Annotated in this window: 16 protein-coding genes and 2 pseudogenes; 11 read left to right on the top strand and 7 right to left on the bottom strand. The window is 62.1% G+C overall.

The features are described from left to right. Positions 1-191: 191 nt before the first annotated feature. Positions 192-1,283: an NADH:flavin oxidoreductase/NADH oxidase gene (locus BM026_RS13000; protein ID WP_093528885.1), complete on the bottom strand. Its 1,092-nt coding sequence runs from the start codon at positions 1,281-1,283 to the stop codon at positions 192-194. Between the two features lie 92 nt (positions 1,284-1,375). Here BM026_RS13000 and BM026_RS13005 point away from each other — a divergent pair, with 92 nt between their 5' ends. Next, complete coding sequence (locus BM026_RS13005; RefSeq protein ID WP_170856087.1) at positions 1,376-1,675, top strand: ArsR/SmtB family transcription factor; 300 nt, start codon at positions 1,376-1,378, stop codon at positions 1,673-1,675. Positions 1,676-1,691: 16 nt separating this feature from the next. On the opposite strand, the gene BM026_RS13010 is transcribed toward BM026_RS13005, so the two are convergent. Continuing rightward, on the bottom strand, positions 1,692-2,717 hold the full coding sequence (locus BM026_RS13010) for a GGDEF domain-containing protein (protein ID WP_093528888.1): 1,026 nt from the start codon (positions 2,715-2,717) through the stop codon (positions 1,692-1,694). Between the two features lie 26 nt (positions 2,718-2,743). Beyond that, on the bottom strand, positions 2,744-3,607 hold the full coding sequence (locus BM026_RS13015; protein WP_093528891.1) for a hypothetical protein: 864 nt from the start codon (positions 3,605-3,607) through the stop codon (positions 2,744-2,746). 447 nt (positions 3,608-4,054) lie between these two features. Between BM026_RS13015 and BM026_RS13020 the strand changes: the two genes are divergently transcribed. From BM026_RS13020 to BM026_RS29575, 3 genes and pseudogenes are all read left to right on the top strand, one after another. Continuing rightward, positions 4,055-4,945, top strand: coding sequence for a bestrophin family protein (locus BM026_RS13020; RefSeq protein ID WP_092246044.1), 891 nt, complete (start codon positions 4,055-4,057; stop codon positions 4,943-4,945). Positions 4,946-5,088: 143 nt separating this feature from the next. Beyond that, positions 5,089-6,168: pseudogene (locus BM026_RS29570) on the top strand (cache domain-containing protein); the annotation flags it as partial. A 321-nt stretch (positions 6,169-6,489) separates the two neighbouring features. Further along, positions 6,490-7,032: pseudogene (locus BM026_RS29575) on the top strand (methyl-accepting chemotaxis protein); the annotation flags it as partial. A gap of 43 nt (positions 7,033-7,075) precedes the next feature. Here BM026_RS29575 and BM026_RS13030 read toward each other — a convergent pair. Further along, entirely contained in the window at positions 7,076-8,446 is a 1,371-nt protein-coding gene (locus BM026_RS13030) for an APC family permease (RefSeq protein WP_093528893.1), read from the bottom strand. Between the two features lie 139 nt (positions 8,447-8,585). Between BM026_RS13030 and BM026_RS13035 the strand changes: the two genes are divergently transcribed. Together BM026_RS13035 and BM026_RS13040 are read left to right on the top strand one after the other, a co-directional pair. Further along, positions 8,586-9,344: a helix-turn-helix transcriptional regulator gene (locus BM026_RS13035; protein ID WP_071491469.1), complete on the top strand. Its 759-nt coding sequence runs from the start codon at positions 8,586-8,588 to the stop codon at positions 9,342-9,344. An 80-nt stretch (positions 9,345-9,424) separates the two neighbouring features. Next, entirely contained in the window at positions 9,425-10,315 is an 891-nt protein-coding gene (locus BM026_RS13040; RefSeq protein WP_092246050.1) for a proline iminopeptidase-family hydrolase, read from the top strand. Between the two features lie 37 nt (positions 10,316-10,352). On the opposite strand, the gene BM026_RS13045 is transcribed toward BM026_RS13040, so the two are convergent. Next, on the bottom strand, positions 10,353-11,537 hold the full coding sequence (locus BM026_RS13045) for an MFS transporter (RefSeq protein ID WP_093513747.1): 1,185 nt from the start codon (positions 11,535-11,537) through the stop codon (positions 10,353-10,355). 32 nt (positions 11,538-11,569) lie between these two features. Next, positions 11,570-12,244 (bottom strand): RraA family protein, encoded by a 675-nt coding sequence (locus tag BM026_RS13050; RefSeq protein WP_071491471.1) that lies wholly within the window; start codon positions 12,242-12,244, stop codon positions 11,570-11,572. A 275-nt stretch (positions 12,245-12,519) separates the two neighbouring features. Between BM026_RS13050 and BM026_RS13055 the strand changes: the two genes are divergently transcribed. The 5 genes from BM026_RS13055 to BM026_RS13075 all read left to right on the top strand — a co-directional run bounded on the left by BM026_RS13055 (position 12,520) and on the right by BM026_RS13075 (position 19,638). Next, positions 12,520-13,488, top strand: a complete 969-nt coding sequence (locus tag BM026_RS13055) for a hydroxyacid dehydrogenase (protein ID WP_071491472.1) — start codon at positions 12,520-12,522, stop codon at positions 13,486-13,488. 66 nt (positions 13,489-13,554) lie between these two features. Then, positions 13,555-14,883, top strand: a complete 1,329-nt coding sequence (locus tag BM026_RS13060) for an MFS transporter (RefSeq protein WP_093513748.1) — start codon at positions 13,555-13,557, stop codon at positions 14,881-14,883. Between the two features lie 116 nt (positions 14,884-14,999). Next, the gene (locus BM026_RS13065) at positions 15,000-15,740 is read left to right on the top strand and encodes an IclR family transcriptional regulator (RefSeq protein ID WP_071491474.1); all 741 of its coding nucleotides are present in this window, start codon (positions 15,000-15,002) and stop codon (positions 15,738-15,740) included. Between the two features lie 166 nt (positions 15,741-15,906). Next, a complete protein-coding gene (locus BM026_RS13070; RefSeq protein WP_093513749.1) occupies positions 15,907-18,315 on the top strand; it encodes a glucose/quinate/shikimate family membrane-bound PQQ-dependent dehydrogenase in 2,409 nt (802 codons plus the stop codon). A 57-nt stretch (positions 18,316-18,372) separates the two neighbouring features. Continuing rightward, positions 18,373-19,638 carry a carbohydrate porin gene (locus tag BM026_RS13075; RefSeq protein WP_092246063.1) on the top strand — a complete coding sequence of 422 codons (1,266 nt, stop codon included), beginning with the start codon at positions 18,373-18,375 and terminating at the stop codon, positions 19,636-19,638. A gap of 6 nt (positions 19,639-19,644) precedes the next feature. Here the strand turns inward: BM026_RS13075 and rpiB are convergent, their stop codons facing one another. Continuing rightward, positions 19,645-20,127 (bottom strand): ribose 5-phosphate isomerase B, encoded by a 483-nt coding sequence (rpiB, locus tag BM026_RS13080; protein ID WP_170856088.1) that lies wholly within the window; start codon positions 20,125-20,127, stop codon positions 19,645-19,647. Positions 20,128-20,158: the final 31 nt, after the last annotated feature.

Below are 20,158 nucleotides of genomic sequence, written 5' to 3' on the forward strand. Positions count from 1 at the left end.
GGGTGTGGAACCTAGTGAATGAGCCAGATGGGACGGCAGACCTGCCAAGAATTCGCGAGGGATGGTATATCAAGTCATTCGCGGTTGACATCTATTCTCATTCGCTATTTTTCGCGCATCGACTGTGTATCAGCGCTGACGCAGGCAAAAAAAAGCCACTCAATCGAGTGGCTCATCGTTGACGCGTGATCTCAGCGATAACGTTCCAACCAATGCGCGTAGGGCGCTGGCAAGGTCCACGAGGACTTCTCGACACCCAGTTCCTTGGCCGCGAAGTACGCCCAATGCGGGTCGGCCAGATGCGCACGCCCTACCGACACCAGGTCCAGGTGCCCGGCCTGCAACGCGCCTTCGGCCAGTTGCGGGGTGCCGAAGCCCCAGGCCGAAGTCACCGGGATACCGGCTTCGCGACGCACGCGCTCGGCAATCGGCCCCAGGAACGCAGGCCCCCACGGGATGTTGGTGTCGGGGATGGTGAAACCGACGCTGACGCTCAGCAGGTCCAGGCCACCGGCCTTGAAACGGCGGGCCAGTTCGATGGACTCGGTGAGGGTCTGCTCGTCGCGACCGTCGTACTCGATCACACCGAAACGTGCGGTGAGCGGCAGGTTTTCCGGCCAGACTTCGCGCACGGCAGCCAGGGTTTCCAGGAGGAAACGACTGCGGTTGTCGAAGCTGCCGCCGTAGGCGTCGATGCGCTGGTTGGAGTGCTCGGAGAAGAAGCTCTGGCCCAGGTAGCCGTGGGCGAAGTGCAGCTCGATCCATTCAAAACCGGCGTCGCGGGCACGGCGGGCGGCATCGACGAAGTCCTGGCGCACCCGGGCGATGTCGTCCAGGGTCATGGCGCGAGGCACCTGTGGCAGGTTGGCACCGAAGGCGATGGCCGAGGGTGCGATGGTTTCCCAACGGCGGGCGTCGGAGGCGGCGATATGGTCGTCCCCTTCCCACGGGCGGTTGGCACTGGCCTTGCGGCCGGCGTGGCCGATCTGGATGCCCGGCACGGAACCGGCGGCCTTGATCGCCTGGACCATCGGTACGAACGCCTCGGCATGCGCATCACTCCACAGGCCCGCGCAACCGGGGGTGATACGGCCTTCCGGCGCGACAGCAGTGGCTTCGACCACCACCAGGCCAGCACCGCCACGGGCCATGCTGGCCAGGTGCACGAGGTGCCAGTCGTTGACGATGCCGTCATCGGCCATGTATTGGCACATCGGCGGGATAGCGATGCGATTACGCAGGGTGACATCTTTTAGTTGGAACGGTTCGAACAATGCGGCCATGGGGCGACTCCAGTGAGCAGGTGGTTGATTCGATAGTTCGATGGTAATCGAACTATGGTATTCAACGATAGCCCCCTGTTATGATTCGTTTCATGCGAGCCTTCAAACACCCTCCCCTGCAAGACCTGACCCTTGAGCGCGTGCTATACGCCCTGAGTGATCCGGTGCGCCTGGAAATCGTGCGCTGCCTGGCCGGCGTGCCCGAGGCTACCTGCGGCGAATTGGACGGTGGGCGACCGAAGTCGAGCATGTCCCATCACTTTCGGGTGTTGCGCGACGCCGGGCTGGTGCAGACCCGAAGCGTGGGGACCACGCACATGAATGCATTGCGCGCGGACGACCTGGAAAGCCGCTTCCCCGGCTTGCTCGCGAGCATTCTGGCCCAGCACTGAGGCCCGTCTGTCCGTTTCATCTGGAAGCGGTCAATGGCTCGCCATCCAGATACACACAGTCCTTGCCATTGTGCTTGGCGGCATACAGGTTGCGGTCGGCGCACTTGAGTACCACTGACATATCGGCACCCACCGAGAAATGCGTCATACCCGCGCTGCACGTGTAGTGATGGGGCGGCGGGACACTGCCACGGATCGCTTGCAGCAGCCGCACGGCAAAATCAGTGGCCGCCCCAGGGTCATCTCCCACCAGCAACACGCCGAACTCCTCTCCCCCTATCCTGCCGAAGCTGTCGCTGCCCGGCGTGGCTTTCAGGCAGTGCGCCATCGCACAGAGAATCTTGTCACCGACATCATGGCCAAACTGGTCATTTTTCAACTTGAAGCTATCAATATCCAACATCATGAAATAGCCGCACTGCCCCTCGGCGATCACCTTGGCGAAACGTTCGATAAAGGCCCTGCGGTTCAGGATGGAGGTCAAGTAATCCGTTTCTGCCAGTTCCCGGAACTCACTCTCGACCAGCAACACAGAGCGCAGGTTCTTCACGTATGAATAATTCAGGATAAAGCCGATCGACACCGACGCCAGGCAGAACATCACCAGGTAAACCTCAACCCCGACGTAGATCGACATATGAACAGCTGGCCACAGCATCGACCAGATCAATGCAGCGCCTATCAAGAAATCCTGGACTGCGATAAAGAGCAAGGCACTGCTCAGCACCAGAATCACCGCCAGCGGTAGAGCAAATACCTGCAACGCCTGATCGGTCTGCATCACCAACGCAAAGCCGCCGGCCAACACCGCCATATAGACCACACCGAACGCCCGCCAGGCCAGGAAATTGGTCAACCGCCGGTGAAATCGACACAACGCTGTCAAACATACGGTAATGAGCACGGTGTACCACCCGAACTCCAGCACCGGATCCACCAAGAGCACCCACCACCAGACAATCAGGCCTATCCATTCCGCCTGGGCAACAGCGGGCGACAATAACCTCTGCATCCTTGGCCTGAGCTTTAAGTCAGCCGGCATCTCAACACTCCCTGCGCATAAGTTGCCTATATTTTGCTGGCTTGGCCCAATTCGATACTCTGCAGGGTGATTGCAAATGAATACGCCATGAAACGGCGCACCAACTTTACAAAGGGCGGCAATACTTCCAACTGCGTCTTGGAATGCACTTTAAAGCAACCTTTTTCAACACCCTCCTGAACCAGACGAATCACATGGGTCTTGGACACTGAAAGTTGCGTCGCCAGTGAAAGATAAGAAGACGTCCTGAAACTTGCGCCCTGACAGTCCAAGGAACAGGCATCGTTATAAATCGCCAACATCAGCATATGTCCGGCATCGCGGTTAACCAGCCAGTCACATTCAGGCAGCAATACATCGATGGTCAGCTTATTTGAAAGAAGGGTGGCAAAACCTTTGAAATAAAGTGCCAGGAAGGCTCGGTCGTCCAACTCACTCATCCGCTGGACCTGCGCTTCACTGGGGCACATTGGTCCCAGCGGCTGCACCACGGAATTGAGCATCGACCTGACTTCATGGCAGGCTTGGGCCGATGGGCTGAACACTCGGAAACGGCTGTCGTCAGGGTGGCCGGCGACCTTCATGAACCCCAGTGCCCGGAACAGCAGGAAGATCGACTCCAGGCTGTTCCTGGAACAGAAGCCGCGAGCCACGCAGAACGCTTTCACGTCGGACAACAATGGCGCGGGCTTGGAGAAATATTCACTCAGCAGCGTGAAAGACACCATCAAACGGTTGAACTTCAGCGCTGTCTTGTAGAAAAACGGTCGTTTTGAATAGGGACCCAGCAGAATGGCGTAGTGCGCGCGAATACTGCATTCAAATTCCCCGTGACGTTCCAACACCCGCGCGGAATGATCCAACGCCCACTTCAACGAACTGACGCACATGAGAAAGAGCCCTGATCAACCTACTGGAATTCACTGATCGATGGCGCAGCACTTCTGCAACCAGGTCTCACAACAACTCACGTCGTAAACACCACCAGTGATGGCGTTTTGCCTCGAGCGCAATGTATCGCGATTAACCCGACAGACATCATCGCTACCAAAATTGTTCCAAAACGTATTGGCGTCCCTAAAACAACCCACTCATACACGCCCATGACAGCTGCGGTGCTTCGCTGCTTTTAAATATATCCAAGCGTTGTGATGAAACTGTTCAATCGACCTGTTCGCCGATGCCATTGAATCCTGGCGGCACTGGAAGAATTGCGACGACTCTCACGGGAACCGGTGAGCGCTACTTAAACGATTCAGGCCCTGGGGCGAACCTTTCACCGCGACCCGCGTCCGAGCTAAGGCACCGTTGCCTGCCACTCACCGCGAGGTCTCCGTTTGAAAGCCGCCATCCTCAAAAAGTACCGCCTGATCATCAAAACCATGGGCTACGTTGGCTGGGCGCTGTTCTGGCTGCTGCTGTGGGACGTCGCCGTCACCGTGGACTTCATGCTGTTTCTCACCTACAAGATCAATCTGCCGCTGATGCCCCTGACCCTGCTGGGTTCTGCGCTGGTGGTGCTGATCAGTTTCCGTAACAGCAGCGCCTACAACCGCTGGTGGGAAGCCCGCACACTGTGGGGCGCGATGGTCAACAACTCGCGCAGTTTTGCCCGTCAGGTGCTGACCCTGCTGGACGACCCCGACGACGAAGTGAACCCGGTCAAGGCCACCCTGCTGCGTCGTCATGTGGCCTATGTGAATTGCCTGGCCGCGCACCTCAAGGGCCAGCCGTGCCCCGAAGAAGTCCGCGCGTTTATCCCTGGTGACGAGTTTGCGCGCAACGGCGCCACCAACAACTTTGCCAACGATATCCTTACCGGCTCGGCGGCGTTATTGGCCCGGGAGTACAAGGTCGGTCACCTCGACAGCATCCGTCTGGCGCGGCTGGAGTCGACCCTGGTGGACCTGTCCAACGCCCAGGGCGGCATGGAGCGGATCGCCAACACCCCGCTGCCCTACCCTTACGTGTACTTCCCGCGGCTGTTTATCTCGCTGTTCTGCTTGATCGTGCCGGTGGGCCTGGTGGAGTCCCTGGGTTGGTTCACCCCGCTGGCCTCGACGGTGGTGGGGTTCATGCTGCTGGCCATCGAGCGCATCGGCACCGACCTGCAAAGCCCGTTCAACTCCAGCGAACACCAGATCCAGATGGACACCATCTGCGAAACCATCGAAAAAAACCTGCAGTCGATGCAGCGTGATGCGCTGGGTGGCGAGCGCATCGGTTAAACCCTCCCTCAGCCCTCAAGTGCGTGCCCGCGCAGTCGATATACAGAGGGTACGCATGGGCCACACCCCTTAAAACAACACATGCGACGCTCGACGCTACTGTTTTCTCCTTGCCAAAATTATAAATACCCGCGGGTGAAGTCATGAATATCAAGCAAAAGCTGACCTGGGCGTTTGCCGCCATCGCGTGCGTCCCGGTTATTTTGGTCGCTGTATTGGTTGTACTGAATCTGCGCGAGGGGGCCCAGGCCAATTTCCTCGACAGCAGCGGCCGCGAGATCCGCCAGATCGACAATGGCATGAAGCAGTTCTTCGACGGCATCAGCCAGAACGTCGAGTATGTGGCCAAGGACCCGCGCGTTGTCGCGGCCAAGGACCTCAAGAGCTACGCCGGCGCCGATGCCGCGCAAATCCCCCTCACCCCCACCAACACAGCGCTGCTGGAGATTTTCGACCAGTTCGCCAAGAGCCATCCGAGCACCGCCTACCTGTCCCTGGGCCTCGCCGACGGCGGCTACGCCAGCTGGCCCGACGACACCAAGCTGAACAACTACGACCCGCGCGTACGCCCCTGGTACCAGGCCGCCATCGCCGCGCCGGGTAAAACCGTGCGCACCGGGGCCTACTATTGGGCGCCGGACGACGTGACGCTGATCGGCACCGTGCACACCGTCACCGACGCCGCCGGCAAGATCCTCGGCGTGGTAGGCCTGGACGTGTCGCTCAAGCAGCTCACCGAGTTGGTGCGCAACATCAAGCTCGGCGACAGCGGCTACCTGATGCTGGTGGAAGGCAACGGCAACGTGCTGGTCGACCCCAGCGACGCCAAGCACAATTTCAAGCCCCTGGCCGATCTGGGCCCCAACTACGCCGAGCTGGCCAAGCGCGGCGACGGCGTGAGCCAGATCGATATCGATGGCGTGGCGTACATGGCCAACATGGTCAGCTCCAAAGACCTGGGCTGGCGCTTTATCGGCCTGATCAAGCGCGACGAAGTGATGGCCGGCGCGACCCGCCTTACCTGGTTGATCGCGGCGATTGCCGCCGCGCTGGCCGTGGTCTTCGCGATTGTCGGCGCCAGTTTCGCCAGCGTCATCGTACGTCCAATTCGCGGCGTGGCCGACGGCCTGCAAGAGATCGCCGAAGGTGAAGGCGACCTGACCCGCCAGCTCAAGGTGCAGGGCAAGGACGAAACCGCCAGCCTGGCCGGCTGGTTCAACCAGTTCCTGAGCATGATCGCCCAGTTGGTGCAGCGCATCGGCAACGCCTCGTCCGACCTGCAAACCGCCGCCGCCGACACCAGCGAAGTCGCGCACAACATGAACCAGGCCGCCGGTCGCCAGCGTGAAGCGGTGGAACTGGTCAGCACCGCGTTCAACGAAATGGTGGCCACCGCCAACGAAGTCGCGCGCTCCTGCAGTGCCGCCGCCACCAGTGCCGACGAAGGCTACCGCGATGTGCACGACGGCCAGCAGCACATCGGCGAAGCCACCGGCAGCGTGCTTCAGCTCAGCGAAGACCTGCAACGCTCGACCCAGACCATGCAGCAGTTGGAGCAGGACAGCAAAAACATCAACACCATCCTCGACACCATCCGCTCGATTGCCGAACAGACCAACCTGCTGGCGCTCAACGCGGCCATCGAGGCCGCCCGTGCCGGTGACCAGGGCCGTGGCTTTGCGGTGGTCGCCGACGAAGTCCGCGCCCTCGCCCGTCGCACCGCCGACTCCACCGGCGAGATCGACAGCCTGCTCGGCAACCTCGCCCGTCGCACCCAGGAAGTGACGCAGCAGATGCAAGGCAGCCTGCTGGTGTCCCACACCAGCGTGGAGCGCATCCAGCAGGCCCGCGACAGCTTCGACAAGATCCGTGGCTCGGTGGACTCGATCCGCGACCAGAACACCCAGATCGCCACCGCCGCCGAAGAACAGCACCAGGTGGCCGAAGAGATCAACCGGCACATCGCGCAGATCCATGCCGATGCGCAACTGGTCGAGGGGTTTGCCCATTCGGCGCAGACCGGGTCGGGTCGGCTGACGGATATTTCGGGTCAGCTCAAAGGGTTGGTGGGACGCTTCAAGTTCTGATCCATCCTCCGCAGGGGCCGGCTTGCCGGCTCCACAGGATCGGTCACCCCACCTGAAGCTCCGTGGAGCGCCCGGTGGCCTTGAAGAACACCAACACGACAATCCCCAGCGCAAGCCAGCACGTGCCGCCGACTTTGGCATAGATATCAGAATTGACCAGCACATAGCTGATGATCACAAAGCCGATCAATGGCACCAGCCCATGCACCAACCGACGACCGGCGCCGCGGTAGTGCCAGGCCACGGCGACATGAAGCAGCAGGAACGCACTCAGCGCACCAAAGTTGCACATCGACGCCAGCAGGTTGATCTGTCCCACGAAGAACAAGCCCAGCACCAGGCTCAAGCCCGCGACCAATAGGGTGGCGCGCTGCGGCACGCCGGTGACCGGGTGCACCTGGCTGAGAAACTGCGGCAGTTGGCGATCGCGGGCCATGGCAAACAGCAGGCGCGAGGTGGCGGCCTGGGCCACCAGGGAATTGGCGATGGCGGCGCCGATGGCCACGGCCAGGGCGATCACCACTTGCAACCACGGGCCGGCCACCAGGCGGCCGATCTCGTAGAACGCGTTGTTCGACGCATCGGCATCCGGGTAATGCACCAGGTTGGGCTGCAACAGCGCGGCCAACCAGGTTTGCACCATGAACAATGCCGCTACCAGGGCCAGTGCCCACAAGGTCGCACGCCCCACCGCCCGGCTACCGCCACGGGTCTCCTCCGACAGCGTGGAAATCGCATCGAAGCCCAGGAACGACAGGACCGCCACCGACAATGCGCTGAAGATCAGCGGCAGGGAAAACTCAGCCGGGTTGTACAGTGGCTTCAGGGTCCAACTGGCACCATTCACGCCGTTGCTGATCGCGATACTGGCCAGCACCACAAACACCACCAGCACCACCAGTTGCCCATAAAGGAACAAGCGATTGGCGCGCGCAGTGGTCTGGATACCGCGCAGGTTCACCAGAGTGTTCAGTACCACGAAAAACACGATCCACAATGGCTGAGGCACCGAGGGGATCACATTGGCCATGGCATTGGCACCGATCACATACAGCAACGTCGGCACCAGCAGATAATCGAGCAGGATCGCCCAGCCCGCAAGAAACCCCAGCTGGCTGTTCAGCCCACGCCCCACATAGGCATACACCGAACCGGCGACCGGAAACGCATGGGACATCTGCTGGTAGCTGATCGCAGTGAACAGCATGGCGACGAAGCCGATCAGGTACGTCAGCGGCACCATGCCGTGGCTGGCGTCGAACACCCCGCCAAAGATGGAGAATGGCGCCAGCGGCACCATGAACACCATGCCGTAGATCAGCAGGTCGCCCAGGCTCAGCTGGCGCTTGAGTTGTTGGGTATATCCGAAACGCGCAAGCTCCGCGCTGTCACCGGGGGTGGAAGGATCGATCATGATGACGCTCCGCAAGGGTTGGACAGAAGCTTCACTCTAGGGCGTTACAGGCCGGCAGCTGTATCCTGAAAAATACTAGGTTTTGGCCTTGGCAGATTGTTTGCTTGGAAAACCGCGCAACCCAACGCCCGGAGGCGCCATGCACACCGACCTGATGCGATTCAGCGAGCAACTCGCCCACACCACGACGCTGGACGCGTGCCTGGCCGAGGTTCAGGCCGCCACCGACCAACTGGGTTTCAAGACGCTGATCTACGATTACGCCCCCGTGCCGGTGAGCCACGAGGGGGCGCTGATCACCCCGTCGGTGTTCAAGACCCTGAATGCCCCGACCGACATGCACACGTTGTGGTGTGAGCGCGGCTATTACCAGATCGACCCGGTGCAGCAATGCGCAGCCCGCCGGACTACGCCATTTGTCTGGTCATTCAGCGCGGACACGCACTGGAACGGCGCCCTCACCGACGCCCATCGCCCGGTGGCTCACTATATTCGCGACTATGGCTTGAGCACCGGACTGACCGTGCCGCTGCACTTGCCCGATGGCGGCTTTGCCACACTGACCGCCATTGTCGACGGCACGCCCGACGGCGCCGAACGACAAGCCCAGCACAACCTGGGCGAGATGCTGGTACTGGCCCATGCCTTCCAGTCCAGGGCCAGCGAGTTGCTGGCGCCGGCCGAACGCTGCTGCACCCACATCCACCTCACCCGCCGCGAACGCGAGTGCCTGCAACATTCGGCCAAGGGGCTTACGGCCAAGGGCATCGCCGCCACCCTCAACCGGTCCCAGGCCACGGTCAACCTGCACCTGGTGGGTGCGGCGCGCAAACTGGGCGCGCGCAACCGCGTGGAAGCGGTGGTCCGTGGCCTGCATTACCGGCTGGTGGAGATCTGAGAACCTATAACTTTTGCCAGTGCCCCTGACGGCACGCTTTGACTAGCCTGTACCTTATTGATCCCCAGGAGGTACACAGCATGCAGGTTCGCGAAGGTTATGCCGAGTTCCGTGGGCACCGGACATGGTTCCGGGTCACGGGCGATCCGGACTCGGGGCGCCTGCCCCTGATCGTTGCCCACGGCGGCCCCGGTTGCACCCACGACTACGTCGACAGCTTCAAGGACCTGGCCGCCACGGGTCGGGCGGTGGTGCACTACGACCAGCTCGGCAATGGCCGCTCGACCCATCTGCCGGATGCGCCCCGCGAATACTGGGTGGTGGACCTGTTTCTCGCCGAACTGAACAACCTGATCGCTCATCTGGGTATCCGTGATTACGCGCTGCTCGGCCAATCCTGGGGCGGCATTCTGGGGGCCGAGCATGCGGTACGCCAGCCGGTCGGCCTCAAGGCACTGATCATCGCCAACTCACCGGCGTCCATGGCGCTGTGGTCCGAGGCCGCGAATGAGCTACGCCAGGCACTCCCTGCGGATGTGCAGGCGACGCTGCAACGCCACGAAGCAGCAGGCACCACCTCCAGCGCCGAGTACCGCGCAGCATCGGACGTGTTCTATGCGCGCCATGTATGCCGCATCCAGCCGATGCCCGCCGAAGTGGCGCGCACCTTCGCTGCCATCGATGCGGACCCCACGGTCTACCACGCCATGAACGGCCCCACCGAATTCCACGTGATCGGCAGCATGCGCGATTGGACGATCATTGATCGCTTGCCTCGCATCCAGGTGCCGACGCTGTTGATTTCCGGTCGCTACGATGAAGCCACCCCCGCAACGGTGCAGCCATTCGCCGACGGAATCGCCAACGTGCAGTGGCAGATATTCGAGGCGTCCAGTCATATGCCCCACGTGGAAGAACGAGAAGCGTGCATGGCCTGTGTGGCGGCATTTCTGGAACAGCAACCGAGCTAGCATGCCGGGTCAAGCCGTGGGCCGTGCGGGGGTGTTCTCACCCGCGCGCGCGGCTGATCCGCCAACTCGCCAACTGATAAAGCCCCAGTAAACCGCCCGCCAGCAGCAGTGTCCATTGCACACTCAGCGCCGCCGCCAACAAGCCTGCAACTAACCCGCCGATGGCTTCAAAGCCGAAGCGCATGGCGATATAGAACGCGATCACCCTGCCCCGCAACGCTTCGGGCGCGGCGCTTTGTAGAGTCATGTTGCTGCTGACATTGCTCGCCGTGATGCCAAAGCCCAACCCCGCCAGCGCAACCAGCGTGAGCCACAGCGGTGGGTCGGCCGCCACCGCGCATAACGAAACCGCACAGACCACCGCGCCCATGGCGATGATGCGGCCCAATCGTGAGGTGCTGCCAGCGAAAGCGAGAAAGATCGTGGCCACAAAAGCCCCCGCGCCCGCAGCGCCCCATAGCCAGCCCAGGGTCTGCGCGTCGCCGCTGAACGTGTGCTTGGCCAGAATCGGCAGCAGCACCGTGTAGCAGGAGGCGAGCAGATTCACCATCACCACACTGATCAGCAAGCGCCGAATGGACAGTGTGCCCCACAGGTAGCGCAGGCCTTCGCGGAAAATCTCCCCGGTCGACCCCTTTGCCCGCACGGGCGCACGACTCTGCACCTTGCCCAGCCCGATCAGCAACATACCGAAGGCGATAGCGGTGAGAAGGAAGCAACCGGCCTCACCGCTCCAGTTGATCAGCAAACCGGCCAGCGGTGGGCCGATAAAGCGCGCGGCGTTGATCAGCATTGCATTGAGCACGAGGGCATTGGGCAGGTCGTTGGGGTCATCGACGAAGCTGGCGATCAAGGCCTGGCGCAGAGGCGTTTCCAGGGCGTTGAGCAAACCCAGCAGAAGCGCCATGGCGATGATCACCTCACGGCCCATCCACTGCTGCCAGGTCAGCACGGCCAGGGCCAGCGATTGCAGGGCCAGGGCGGCCTGCACCGCCATCAACAGGCGACGCTTGTCGTGGCGGTCGGACCAGGCGCCCGCCAGCGGCCCGACCAACAGCTGCGGCAACAGCGTCAAAAACGCAATGGCCCCCAGCAGTACGGCCGAGCCCGTCAGGTGGTAGGCCAGCCATGACAGCGCGACCTGTTGCACCCACTTGCCCAGGGTCGAGAGACCCTGACCGACAAAGTAGATCTGGAAATTGCGATGGCGCAGCGCGCGCATGGGCGTGGGCCATCGGGAGGTAGACGCAGGATTCAAATAAACTCACAGCCCTTTTGTTTCAGGGATTCAAGGACCCAGGAGCGGTCGTTTTCGCCCAGTGCAATCTGTTCCAACTGCTTCTGTTCGGCGGCATGTTTGGCACTGGCGCGATCATACACCTCACCGACCTGCTCGAACGGCACGCAGAGCAATCCATCTTCATCACCGATCACCAGATCGCCCGGTTCGATCACCATACCGGCCAGGGCAATCGGCACATTCACCTCGCCAGGTCCGTCCTTGTAAGGGCCGCGATGGGTGATACCGGCGGCGAACACCGGGAAATCCCCGGTGCCGATGCTGGCTGCGTCGCGAATCGCGCCGTTGATCACAATACCCGCCACACCTTTCTTGATCGCATAAGCCACCATCATCTCGCCAATCAGCGCGTTGCTCAGGTCACCGCCGGCATCCACCACGATCACGTCGCCGGGCTCAGCGATGTCCAGCGCGTGATGCAGCATCAGGTTATCCCCCGGCCGCGCCTTTACGGTGAGCGCCGGCCCGACCAATACGCCCGTGCGATGCATCGGTTGCAGGCTTGCGCCGCCGGCGGTAAGGCGGTGCATGGAGTCACTGATATTGGCGACAGGCACGCTCCGGTAACGCTCGACCCACTCAACGGCGACCTTGCGTTGCTGCTTGAGCACTCTGAATCCGATGGACATGGGGTATTCCTCTGATGATTTTTGTTTGTTTTGAAACGCCATTTCGAAATTAACACCACAAATTCAAATCAACAAGACTCAAGCCCAACCCAGGCATCAAATGACCAGCGGTACCACTCCTGAAAAACCAGCAGAAAACCCTACCTGGCAAGGTTGGGTACTGTATTTGGCCGATTTTAAAGCGACGATAAAAAAATTATTTATTGCAACACCGTTTCATTATGATAATTTCCAGTCACTACCGCACACCGACAAAAACACCAAGGTGCACAGAAATGACCCGAACCCTCCTGCTGACCGGCCCGGAATTGACCGCCGACGCCATGACCCACGCCGCCTCCCACGGCGTGCGCGTCATCCCTACCACCCCCTACGCACCGGCCGATGAACTCATCGCGATCATTGCCCGCGAACAACCGGACGCAATCATCGTGCGCCAGGGCCAACTGACCCGGGAGATGATCAACGCATCGGCCGCACTGAAGATCATCGCCAAGCACGGCGTCGGCTACGACAGCATCGACATCGCCGCCGCCGCCGAACGCCAGATCCCGGTGACTATCGCCCTGGGCGCCAACGCGCAATCGGTGGCCGAACACGCCTTGGCATTGATGTTCAGCGTGGCGCGCCAGACCGCCCTGCTCGACGCACGGATGCGTGACGGGCATTGGGACAAAGCCACTTCAGTGGGCATCGAGCTGTCCGGCAAGACCCTGGGCTTGGTGGGCCTGGGAAGCATCGGACGAATCCTGATGGAACTGGTGGCGCCGCTGCGCATGACCATCAAGGTGTTCGACCCGTACTTGCCGGAACTGCCGAATGTGGAGCGCGTCGACGACATTGATGACCTGCTGACAAGCTGCGATATCATCAGCCTGCATTGCCCACTGACCGAACATAACCGCAACCTGTTTGGCGCGGCGCAGTTCAAGCGCATGCGCCCCGGCAGCCTCCTGATCAATACGGCGCGCGGTGAACTGATCGACACCGAAGCCTTGGTCCACGCCCTGAGCACCGGGCAGATTGCCGGCGCCGGACTCGACACGTTCAACCCCGAACCCCCTCCCGCCGATTCGGCGCTATGGGGCCTGCCTACCCTGGTAGCCACACCGCATGTGGGGGCCAATACCGCCGAAGCGCGGGACCGAGTGGGCCTGCTGGCCCTGCAACAAATCATCGATTTCTGGGACGGCATCGCGCCGCCGCCGCGTGCTGTGGTCAACCGCCACCTCTACGCACACTGACATCTCCCGCCGGTTACATGCGGGCTCATCACGCATCTCCAAAAAAAAACAATACGGGAGAGAGTCATGCCTATCAGTTCTACCGACATCAGCGCCATCGAGCGCTCAACCATGCGCAAGGTGGCGTGGCGACTGCTGCCGTTCCTGATCCTTTGCTACCTGCTGGCGATCATCGACCGCGGCAACATCGGCATGGCCTCGCTGCAAATGAACCAGGACCTGGGGCTGACCCCGGCGATCTTCGGCTTTGCCAGCAGCCTGTTCTTTGTCTCGTACTTCCTGGTGGAAGTGCCGAGCAACCTGGCCTTGCAGCGCTTCGGCGCACGGGTGTGGATTGCGCGGATCATGATTACCTGGGGCCTGATTTCCGCCGGCACAGCGTTTGTCACCGGCGCCAACTCGCTGTATGTGATGCGCTTCCTGCTGGGCGCGGCCGAGGCAGGATTCTTCCCGGGCGTGCTGCTGTACCTCACTTACTGGCTGCCAGCGGCATACCGTGGGCGCATGGTCGCGATTTTCATGGTGGCGATTCCCGGCGCCAACTTCATCGGCTCACCACTGTCCGGCTTGTTGTTGAGCCTGGACGGCTGGTTCGGCATGCGTGGCTGGCACTGGCTGTTCATCATCGAAGGCATTCCCGCTGTACTGCTGGGCATCGCCTGCCTGTTCGTGCTGACTGATCGCCCGGAACAAGCCAAATGGCTGAACCACGAGCAGCGCCACTGGCTCACTGGCCGCCTCGACGAAGAGCGCAACCGCAAGACCGCCATCGGGCATATCTCCCTGTGGAAACTACTGCGCCACAAGCACATCTGGGTGCTGGCACTGATCTATTCCGGCGCATCGGCGGCCGGCAGCACAATGAGTGTATGGGCGCCGCAACTGCTCAAGACGTTTGGCCTGGACAACCTGGAAATCGGCATGGTCAACGCCATCCCCTACGGGCTCGCGTCCATCCTGATGATTGTGTGGGGCCGCAGCTCCGACAAGACCGGTGAACGCCGCTGGCATACCGCACTCACCCTGTTGCTGATCACCGGCGGGTTGCTGCTGGCGCTGGTGACCTCTTCGCTGGTCGCCACGGTGTTCATGTTGTCAATGGTGCTGATCGGTGCGTACTCCATGAAAGGACCGTTCTGGGCGCTGGTCTCGACCTGGCTTTCATCCTCCACCGCAGCCGCTGGCCTGGCCGCCGTAGGCGCGATGGCCAACCTGATAGGCGGCGGCATCATGGTCAACGTGTATGGAACCATTCATCACGCCACAGGCAGCTACGCCCTTGCATTGCTGCCGCTGGCGGCGCTGTGTGCCGCTGGTGCGATCATGGTCTTGTTGATGGGGCGCAAGCAGATGAGCGAAACGGCGCAACTCAACAAACCTGCCAGCGCGACCTGAAAAAGCGGGAGGGGCAGCACGATGATTCGACTGCCCTTCTCCCCACCGCTTTGACCGCGCCGACCAATGGCAGTATTTTGCAGCCTACCCGCCCACCCCCTCACAAGGAGCAACCCATGGTAAAAACCCGCCCACGCCCCGCAGTCACCGGGGTGGCCTCGGCTGATCGGGTGCTCACCGTGCTGACTGCCTTCCGCATGGGGGATACCGCCCTGGAACTGGCCGAACTCGCCGCACGCACCGGACTGATCAAAAGCACCATCATGCGTTTGATGGTTTCGCTTGAGAATCACGGCCTGATCACCCGCCTGGCCGATGGTCGCTATCAGCTGGCCACCGAAATCATGCGCTTGAACACGGTGTATCAGGACGGCCTCGATCTTGAACGCCACATCACTCCGCTGCTGCACCGCCTGACTCAGGAAACCGGCGAAACCGCTTCCTTCTACGTACGCCACGGCGCTTATCGGATGTGCCTGTACCGCGTGAACTCCCCTCACCATCTGCGCCTGCACCTGCAACCCGGGGACACTCGCCCCATGGACGGCGCCGCCGGAGCCGAGGCGTTGCGCACACCCTATGCGCTGGCCGCGAAAATGATCAAACCGATTTTCTCCCATGGCGCCACCGACCCCCATGCCTCGTCCATGGCCCTGCCCATCTTCGGTCCAGGGGAAAACCTGATCGGCGCACTGGTACTGTCCGGCCCCGCCAGCCGCCTGACCGCCGAACAGGCGCAGACGCTGCACCCGCTGTTCCAGCAAGCCGCCGTCGAACTGACCCGCAGCCTGGGCGGCGATGCACTTGCCAGCACCGAGGCCCCGCAAAAAAAGCTGCGCGGCAAGAAATCCGACTAAAACGCCGGCCTGCCAGGTGCGAGACGCATCGCACCTCGAGCGACATTCGACCACATGCCATCATCGCAGCACCTGTAATAGTCTATTGCAGGACTCCAATGTACTAACCAGTTACTTATCTTGCTAAAATCGCGTCTTTGCCCTCTCACATTCGAGTCCTATCGACATGAAACGAGCATCGCGCGCCACTGGCGTCTCTAGAATCCTACTGCTGGGCCTGGGCGTGATCATCGCCCTGCTCGGCCTCGCGCTGGCCATTGGCGGCGGCAAACTGGTGAGCCTGGGAGGCTCCTGGTACTTCTTGATCGGCGGTGCGGCCATGGCCGTTTCCGGCTTGCTGATTGCCCGACGCAAGCCGGCGGGCGCGTGGCTGTTCGCGGCCTTCCTGGTCGGCACGGCTCTCTGGGCGGTGGCGGATGTGGGGCTGGTGTTCTGGCCGCTGTTCTCCCGCCTGTTCATGTTTACGGTGATCGGCCTGGTGGTAGCGCTGCTGTACCCGCTGCTGGTCAACCGGCCTGCACGTGGCGCCTATGGCGTGGCGGCGGTATTGGCGGTGGCCGTGGCCGTGGCGGCGGGCAACATGTTTGTCGCCCACCCGAGCGTGGCACCCACCGGCACTGGCCCAGGCATCACGCCGGTGGCCGCGGCCGACGCACAGAAAGACTGGGCGCACTACGGCAACACCGAAGGCGGCAGCCGCTTCGCCGCGCTGGACCAAATCAATCGCGACAATATCAATAAGCTCAAAGTGGCCTGGACCTACCACACCGGTGACGTCGCCCTCAGCGACGGCAACGGTGCCGAAGACCAGCTCACCCCGCTGCAGATCGGCAACAAAGTGTTCATCTGCACGCCGCACAACAACCTGATCGCCCTCGACGCCGACACCGGCAAAGAGCTGTGGAAGAACGAGATCAACGCCAAATCGGCGGTGTGGCAGCGTTGCCGTGGCATGGCCTACTTCGACGCCACTGCGCCGATTGCACAGCCTACCCAACCGAACAGCTCACCGATCATCGCCGCCAGCGTGCCCGCCGGCGCGCAGTGCCAGCGCCGCTTGCTGACCAACACCATCGATGCACGCCTGATCGCCGTGGACGCCGACACCGGCCAGTTCTGCGAAGACTTCGGCACCCACGGCCAGGTGGATTTGAAAGCCGGCCTGGGCAACGTGCCGGACAGCTACTACCAACTGTCCTCGGCACCGCTGATCGCCGGCACCACCGTGGTGGTCGGCGGCCGCGTGGCCGACAACGTGCAGACCGACATGCCCGGCGGCGTGATCCGTGGCTTCGACGTAATCACCGGCCAGATGCGCTGGGCGTTCGACCCGGGCAACCCGGAAGACAAAAAAGCCCCGGCCGACGGTAGCACCTACGTGCGCAGCACGCCGAACAGCTGGGCGCCTATGTCCTATGACCCGCTGATGAACACCGTGTTCTTGCCGATGGGCAGCTCGTCCACCGACATCTACGGTGTCGAGCGCACCCAGCTCAACCACAAATACGGCGCGTCGGTACTGGCACTGGACGCCTCCACCGGCACGGAAAAATGGGTGTACCAGACCGTCCACAATGACCTGTGGGACTTCGACCTGCCGATGCAGCCGAGCCTGATCGACTTCACCCCGCCTGGCAGCGACAAGGCTGTGCCTGCGGTGGTGATCGGCACCAAGGCCGGGCAGATCTACGTGCTCGACCGTGCCACCGGCAAGCCGCTGACCGAGGTGAAGGAAGTGCCGGTCAAGGCCGCCAACATCCCTGACGAGCCCTACTCGCCCACCCAGCCAAAATCGGTCGGCATGCCACAGATCGGCGCGCAGACCCTGACCGAATCGGACATGTGGGGCGCCACACCGTTTGACCAGTTGCTGTGCCGCATCGACTTCAAGGGCATGCGCTACGACGGCCTGTACACCGCGCCGGGCACCGATAAATCCCTGAGTTTCCCGGGCTCGCTGGGTGGCATGAACTGGGGCAGCATTTCCACCGACCCGGTGCACGGTTTTATCTTCGTCAACGACATGCGCCTGGGCCTGTGGATCCAGATGATACCCTCGCAGAACAAGGCCCAGGCCGCGTCGGGTGGCGAAGCGCTGAATACCGGCATGGGCGCCGTGCCACTCAAGGGCACGCCGTATGCGGTGAACAAAAACCGCTTCCTGTCGGTGGCGGGTATTCCGTGCCAGGCGCCGCCGTTCGGCACCCTGACTGCGATCGACATGAAGACCCAGAAAGTCGCCTGGCAAGTACCGGTCGGCACCGTCGAGGACACCGGCCCCCTCGGCATCCGCATGCACCTGCCGATCAAGATCGGCCTGCCGACCCTCGGCGGCACCCTGTCGACCCAGGGCGGCCTGATCTTTATCGCCGGCACCCAGGACTTCTACCTGCGCGCCTTCAACAGCGGCAATGGCGAGGAAATCTGGAAGGCCCGCCTGCCCGTCGGCAGCCAGGGCGGCCCGATGACCTACGTATCGCCGAAAACCGGCAAGCAGTACATCGTCATCACCGCCGGTGGCGCACGCCAGTCCACTGACCGTGGCGACTACGTGATCGCCTACGCCCTGCCTTAACCCCCCTGTTCGCGCGGCGCCTCCCCGGCGCCGCGCCTTGTACCTGGAAAAACCCGCATGACCCCCACTTCTCATATTGCCCTTGGGCGCCTGTTGCTGGGCCTCGCCCTGGGTGCCGCCCTGCCCGTACAAGCCGATGACACCACCCTGACCGGCGACTGGGGCGGCCTGCGCCGTGAACTCGACGCACAAGGCATTCGCTTCACCGGCGACTACAGCGGCGAGACCGCCTACAACGCCCACGGCGGCCAGCACCGCTCGGCGCGCTACTCGCAGAACCTAAAGCTCGGCGTGCAGTTCGACCTGGGCAAGCTCTACGGCTTGAACAATGGCGACCGCATCCAGCTCACGATCAATGACCGGCGCGGCAACAGTGCGTCCGAGGACCTGGTGGGCAACCGCCTGCCGATCCAGGAAAACTACGGCGGTCTCTACACCCGCCTCACCGAGTTGAGCTACGAACGCACGCTGTTCACCCCGGCGCTGAACGTCAAGCTCGGCTACATGGCCATGGGCAATGACCTCGGCGGCCTCGACAGCGGGATCTTGTGCAACTTCATGAACGCCGGGTTCTGCGGGCACCCGCTGAACATGTCCGGCGGCAGCGGCTGGACCAACTACCCGAATGCACGCCTGGGTGCGCGGGTGAAATATGACTTCTCGCCGGCCTGGCAATTGCGCGTTGCCGCCTTCAACGTCGACCCGCAAAGCAACGGCAACTCCAGCCGCGCCTGGCGCCTGGACCCCAAGCACACCACTGGCACCGTAGTGCCCATCGAATTGATCTACAAACACGCCGGCAGCCTGCCGGGTGAATACAAGCTGGGCTATTACTACGACAGCTCCGACGTGAAACGCATCGGCAGCACCAGGAAGGTCAGCGGCCGCGGTGGTCACTACCTGCTGATCGACCAGGCAGTGTGGGCCTCGGACTCATCCGCCGGCCGTGTGCTGCACGCCTTCGGCCAGTATTCCGCCGCCAGCGAAGCGGCCTCGCCGTTCAGCAAGTGGTACGGCGCAGGCGTGGTGCTGTACAAGCCGTTCGAAGGCCGGCCGCGTGACACCCTGGCCCTGGGTTATGGTCGCGCCGTGCCGAACCCGCGCAGCCGCGAGGTACAGGAACTGGCCGCCTTCAAGGCCGGGACCGACTATCCCGACCTGAACAATGCCGAACAACTGATCGAACTCAGCTACGGCTACCAGGCCACCCCCTGGCTGACCCTGCGCCCGGATGTGCAATACATCATCGAGCCGGGTGCGTTTTCCGGTGACAACATCGACAACGCCCTGGTGCTGGGCCTGCAGGTCAAGGCGGTGTTCTGAAGCGACTCAGTCGTCTGATGGCAACGCCCTGTTCGCCTGCTCGAGCGCAGTGATGCGCTCGACTTTCCTCCCGGAGCGCTCCGCTTCGAACTCCGATTCCAGGAACACTTTGACGATGCTCTTGGCCAGCTCGGGCCCGATCACCCGCGCACCGATGGACAGGATCTGCGCATCGTTGCTCTTGCGTGCGCGCTCGGCCGAATAGGTATCGTGGGCCTGGGCGGCCCGCACACCCTTGATCTTGTTGGCGGAAATCGCCATGCCGATGCCGGTGCCGCAGATCAACACACCCAGGCGCTGCTCACCCGCGCCCACCGCCGTGGCTACGGCTGCTGCGATGTCCGGGTACAGCACCGGGCTGGACGAATGGCAGCCAAAGTCCTCGACCCCATACCCCAGGCTTTCGATAAAGCGCTTGAGCATTTCCTTGAGCTCAAAGCCTGCCTCGTCGCATCCGATGGCCACCGAAAACATCGTTTGTGCACCCATTACTGTTTCTCCATCAGACCGATCAAATGAT

This window comes from Pseudomonas sp. NFPP24 (assembly GCF_900112095.1).
Lineage (GTDB): Bacteria > Pseudomonadota > Gammaproteobacteria > Pseudomonadales > Pseudomonadaceae > Aquipseudomonas > Aquipseudomonas extremorientalis.

Bases quoted from the DNA above. Each gene is read 5' to 3' on its own strand.
- BM026_RS13045 (WP_093513747.1), bottom strand. From the start codon at position 11,537: ATGCGCGCGCTGCGCCATCGCAATTTCCAGATCTACTTTGTCGGTCAG.
- BM026_RS13015 (WP_093528891.1), bottom strand. From the start codon at position 3,607: ATGTGCGTCAGTTCGTTGAAGTGGGCGTTGGATCATTCCGCGCGGGTG.
- BM026_RS13030 (WP_093528893.1), bottom strand. From the start codon at position 8,446: ATGATCGATCCTTCCACCCCCGGTGACAGCGCGGAGCTTGCGCGTTTC.
- BM026_RS13040 (WP_092246050.1), top strand. From the start codon at position 9,425: ATGCAGGTTCGCGAAGGTTATGCCGAGTTCCGTGGGCACCGGACATGG.
- BM026_RS13005 (WP_170856087.1), top strand. From the start codon at position 1,376: ATGCGAGCCTTCAAACACCCTCCCCTGCAAGACCTGACCCTTGAGCGC.
- BM026_RS13065 (WP_071491474.1), top strand. From the start codon at position 15,000: ATGGTAAAAACCCGCCCACGCCCCGCAGTCACCGGGGTGGCCTCGGCT.
- BM026_RS13050 (WP_071491471.1), bottom strand. From the start codon at position 12,244: ATGTCCATCGGATTCAGAGTGCTCAAGCAGCAACGCAAGGTCGCCGTT.
- BM026_RS13035 (WP_071491469.1), top strand. From the start codon at position 8,586: ATGCACACCGACCTGATGCGATTCAGCGAGCAACTCGCCCACACCACG.
- rpiB (WP_170856088.1), bottom strand. From the start codon at position 20,127: ATGGGTGCACAAACGATGTTTTCGGTGGCCATCGGATGCGACGAGGCA.
- BM026_RS13075 (WP_092246063.1), top strand. From the start codon at position 18,373: ATGACCCCCACTTCTCATATTGCCCTTGGGCGCCTGTTGCTGGGCCTC.
- BM026_RS13070 (WP_093513749.1), top strand. From the start codon at position 15,907: ATGAAACGAGCATCGCGCGCCACTGGCGTCTCTAGAATCCTACTGCTG.
- BM026_RS13010 (WP_093528888.1), bottom strand. From the start codon at position 2,717: ATGCCGGCTGACTTAAAGCTCAGGCCAAGGATGCAGAGGTTATTGTCG.
- BM026_RS13055 (WP_071491472.1), top strand. From the start codon at position 12,520: ATGACCCGAACCCTCCTGCTGACCGGCCCGGAATTGACCGCCGACGCC.
- BM026_RS13000 (WP_093528885.1), bottom strand. From the start codon at position 1,283: ATGGCCGCATTGTTCGAACCGTTCCAACTAAAAGATGTCACCCTGCGT.
- BM026_RS13060 (WP_093513748.1), top strand. From the start codon at position 13,555: ATGCCTATCAGTTCTACCGACATCAGCGCCATCGAGCGCTCAACCATG.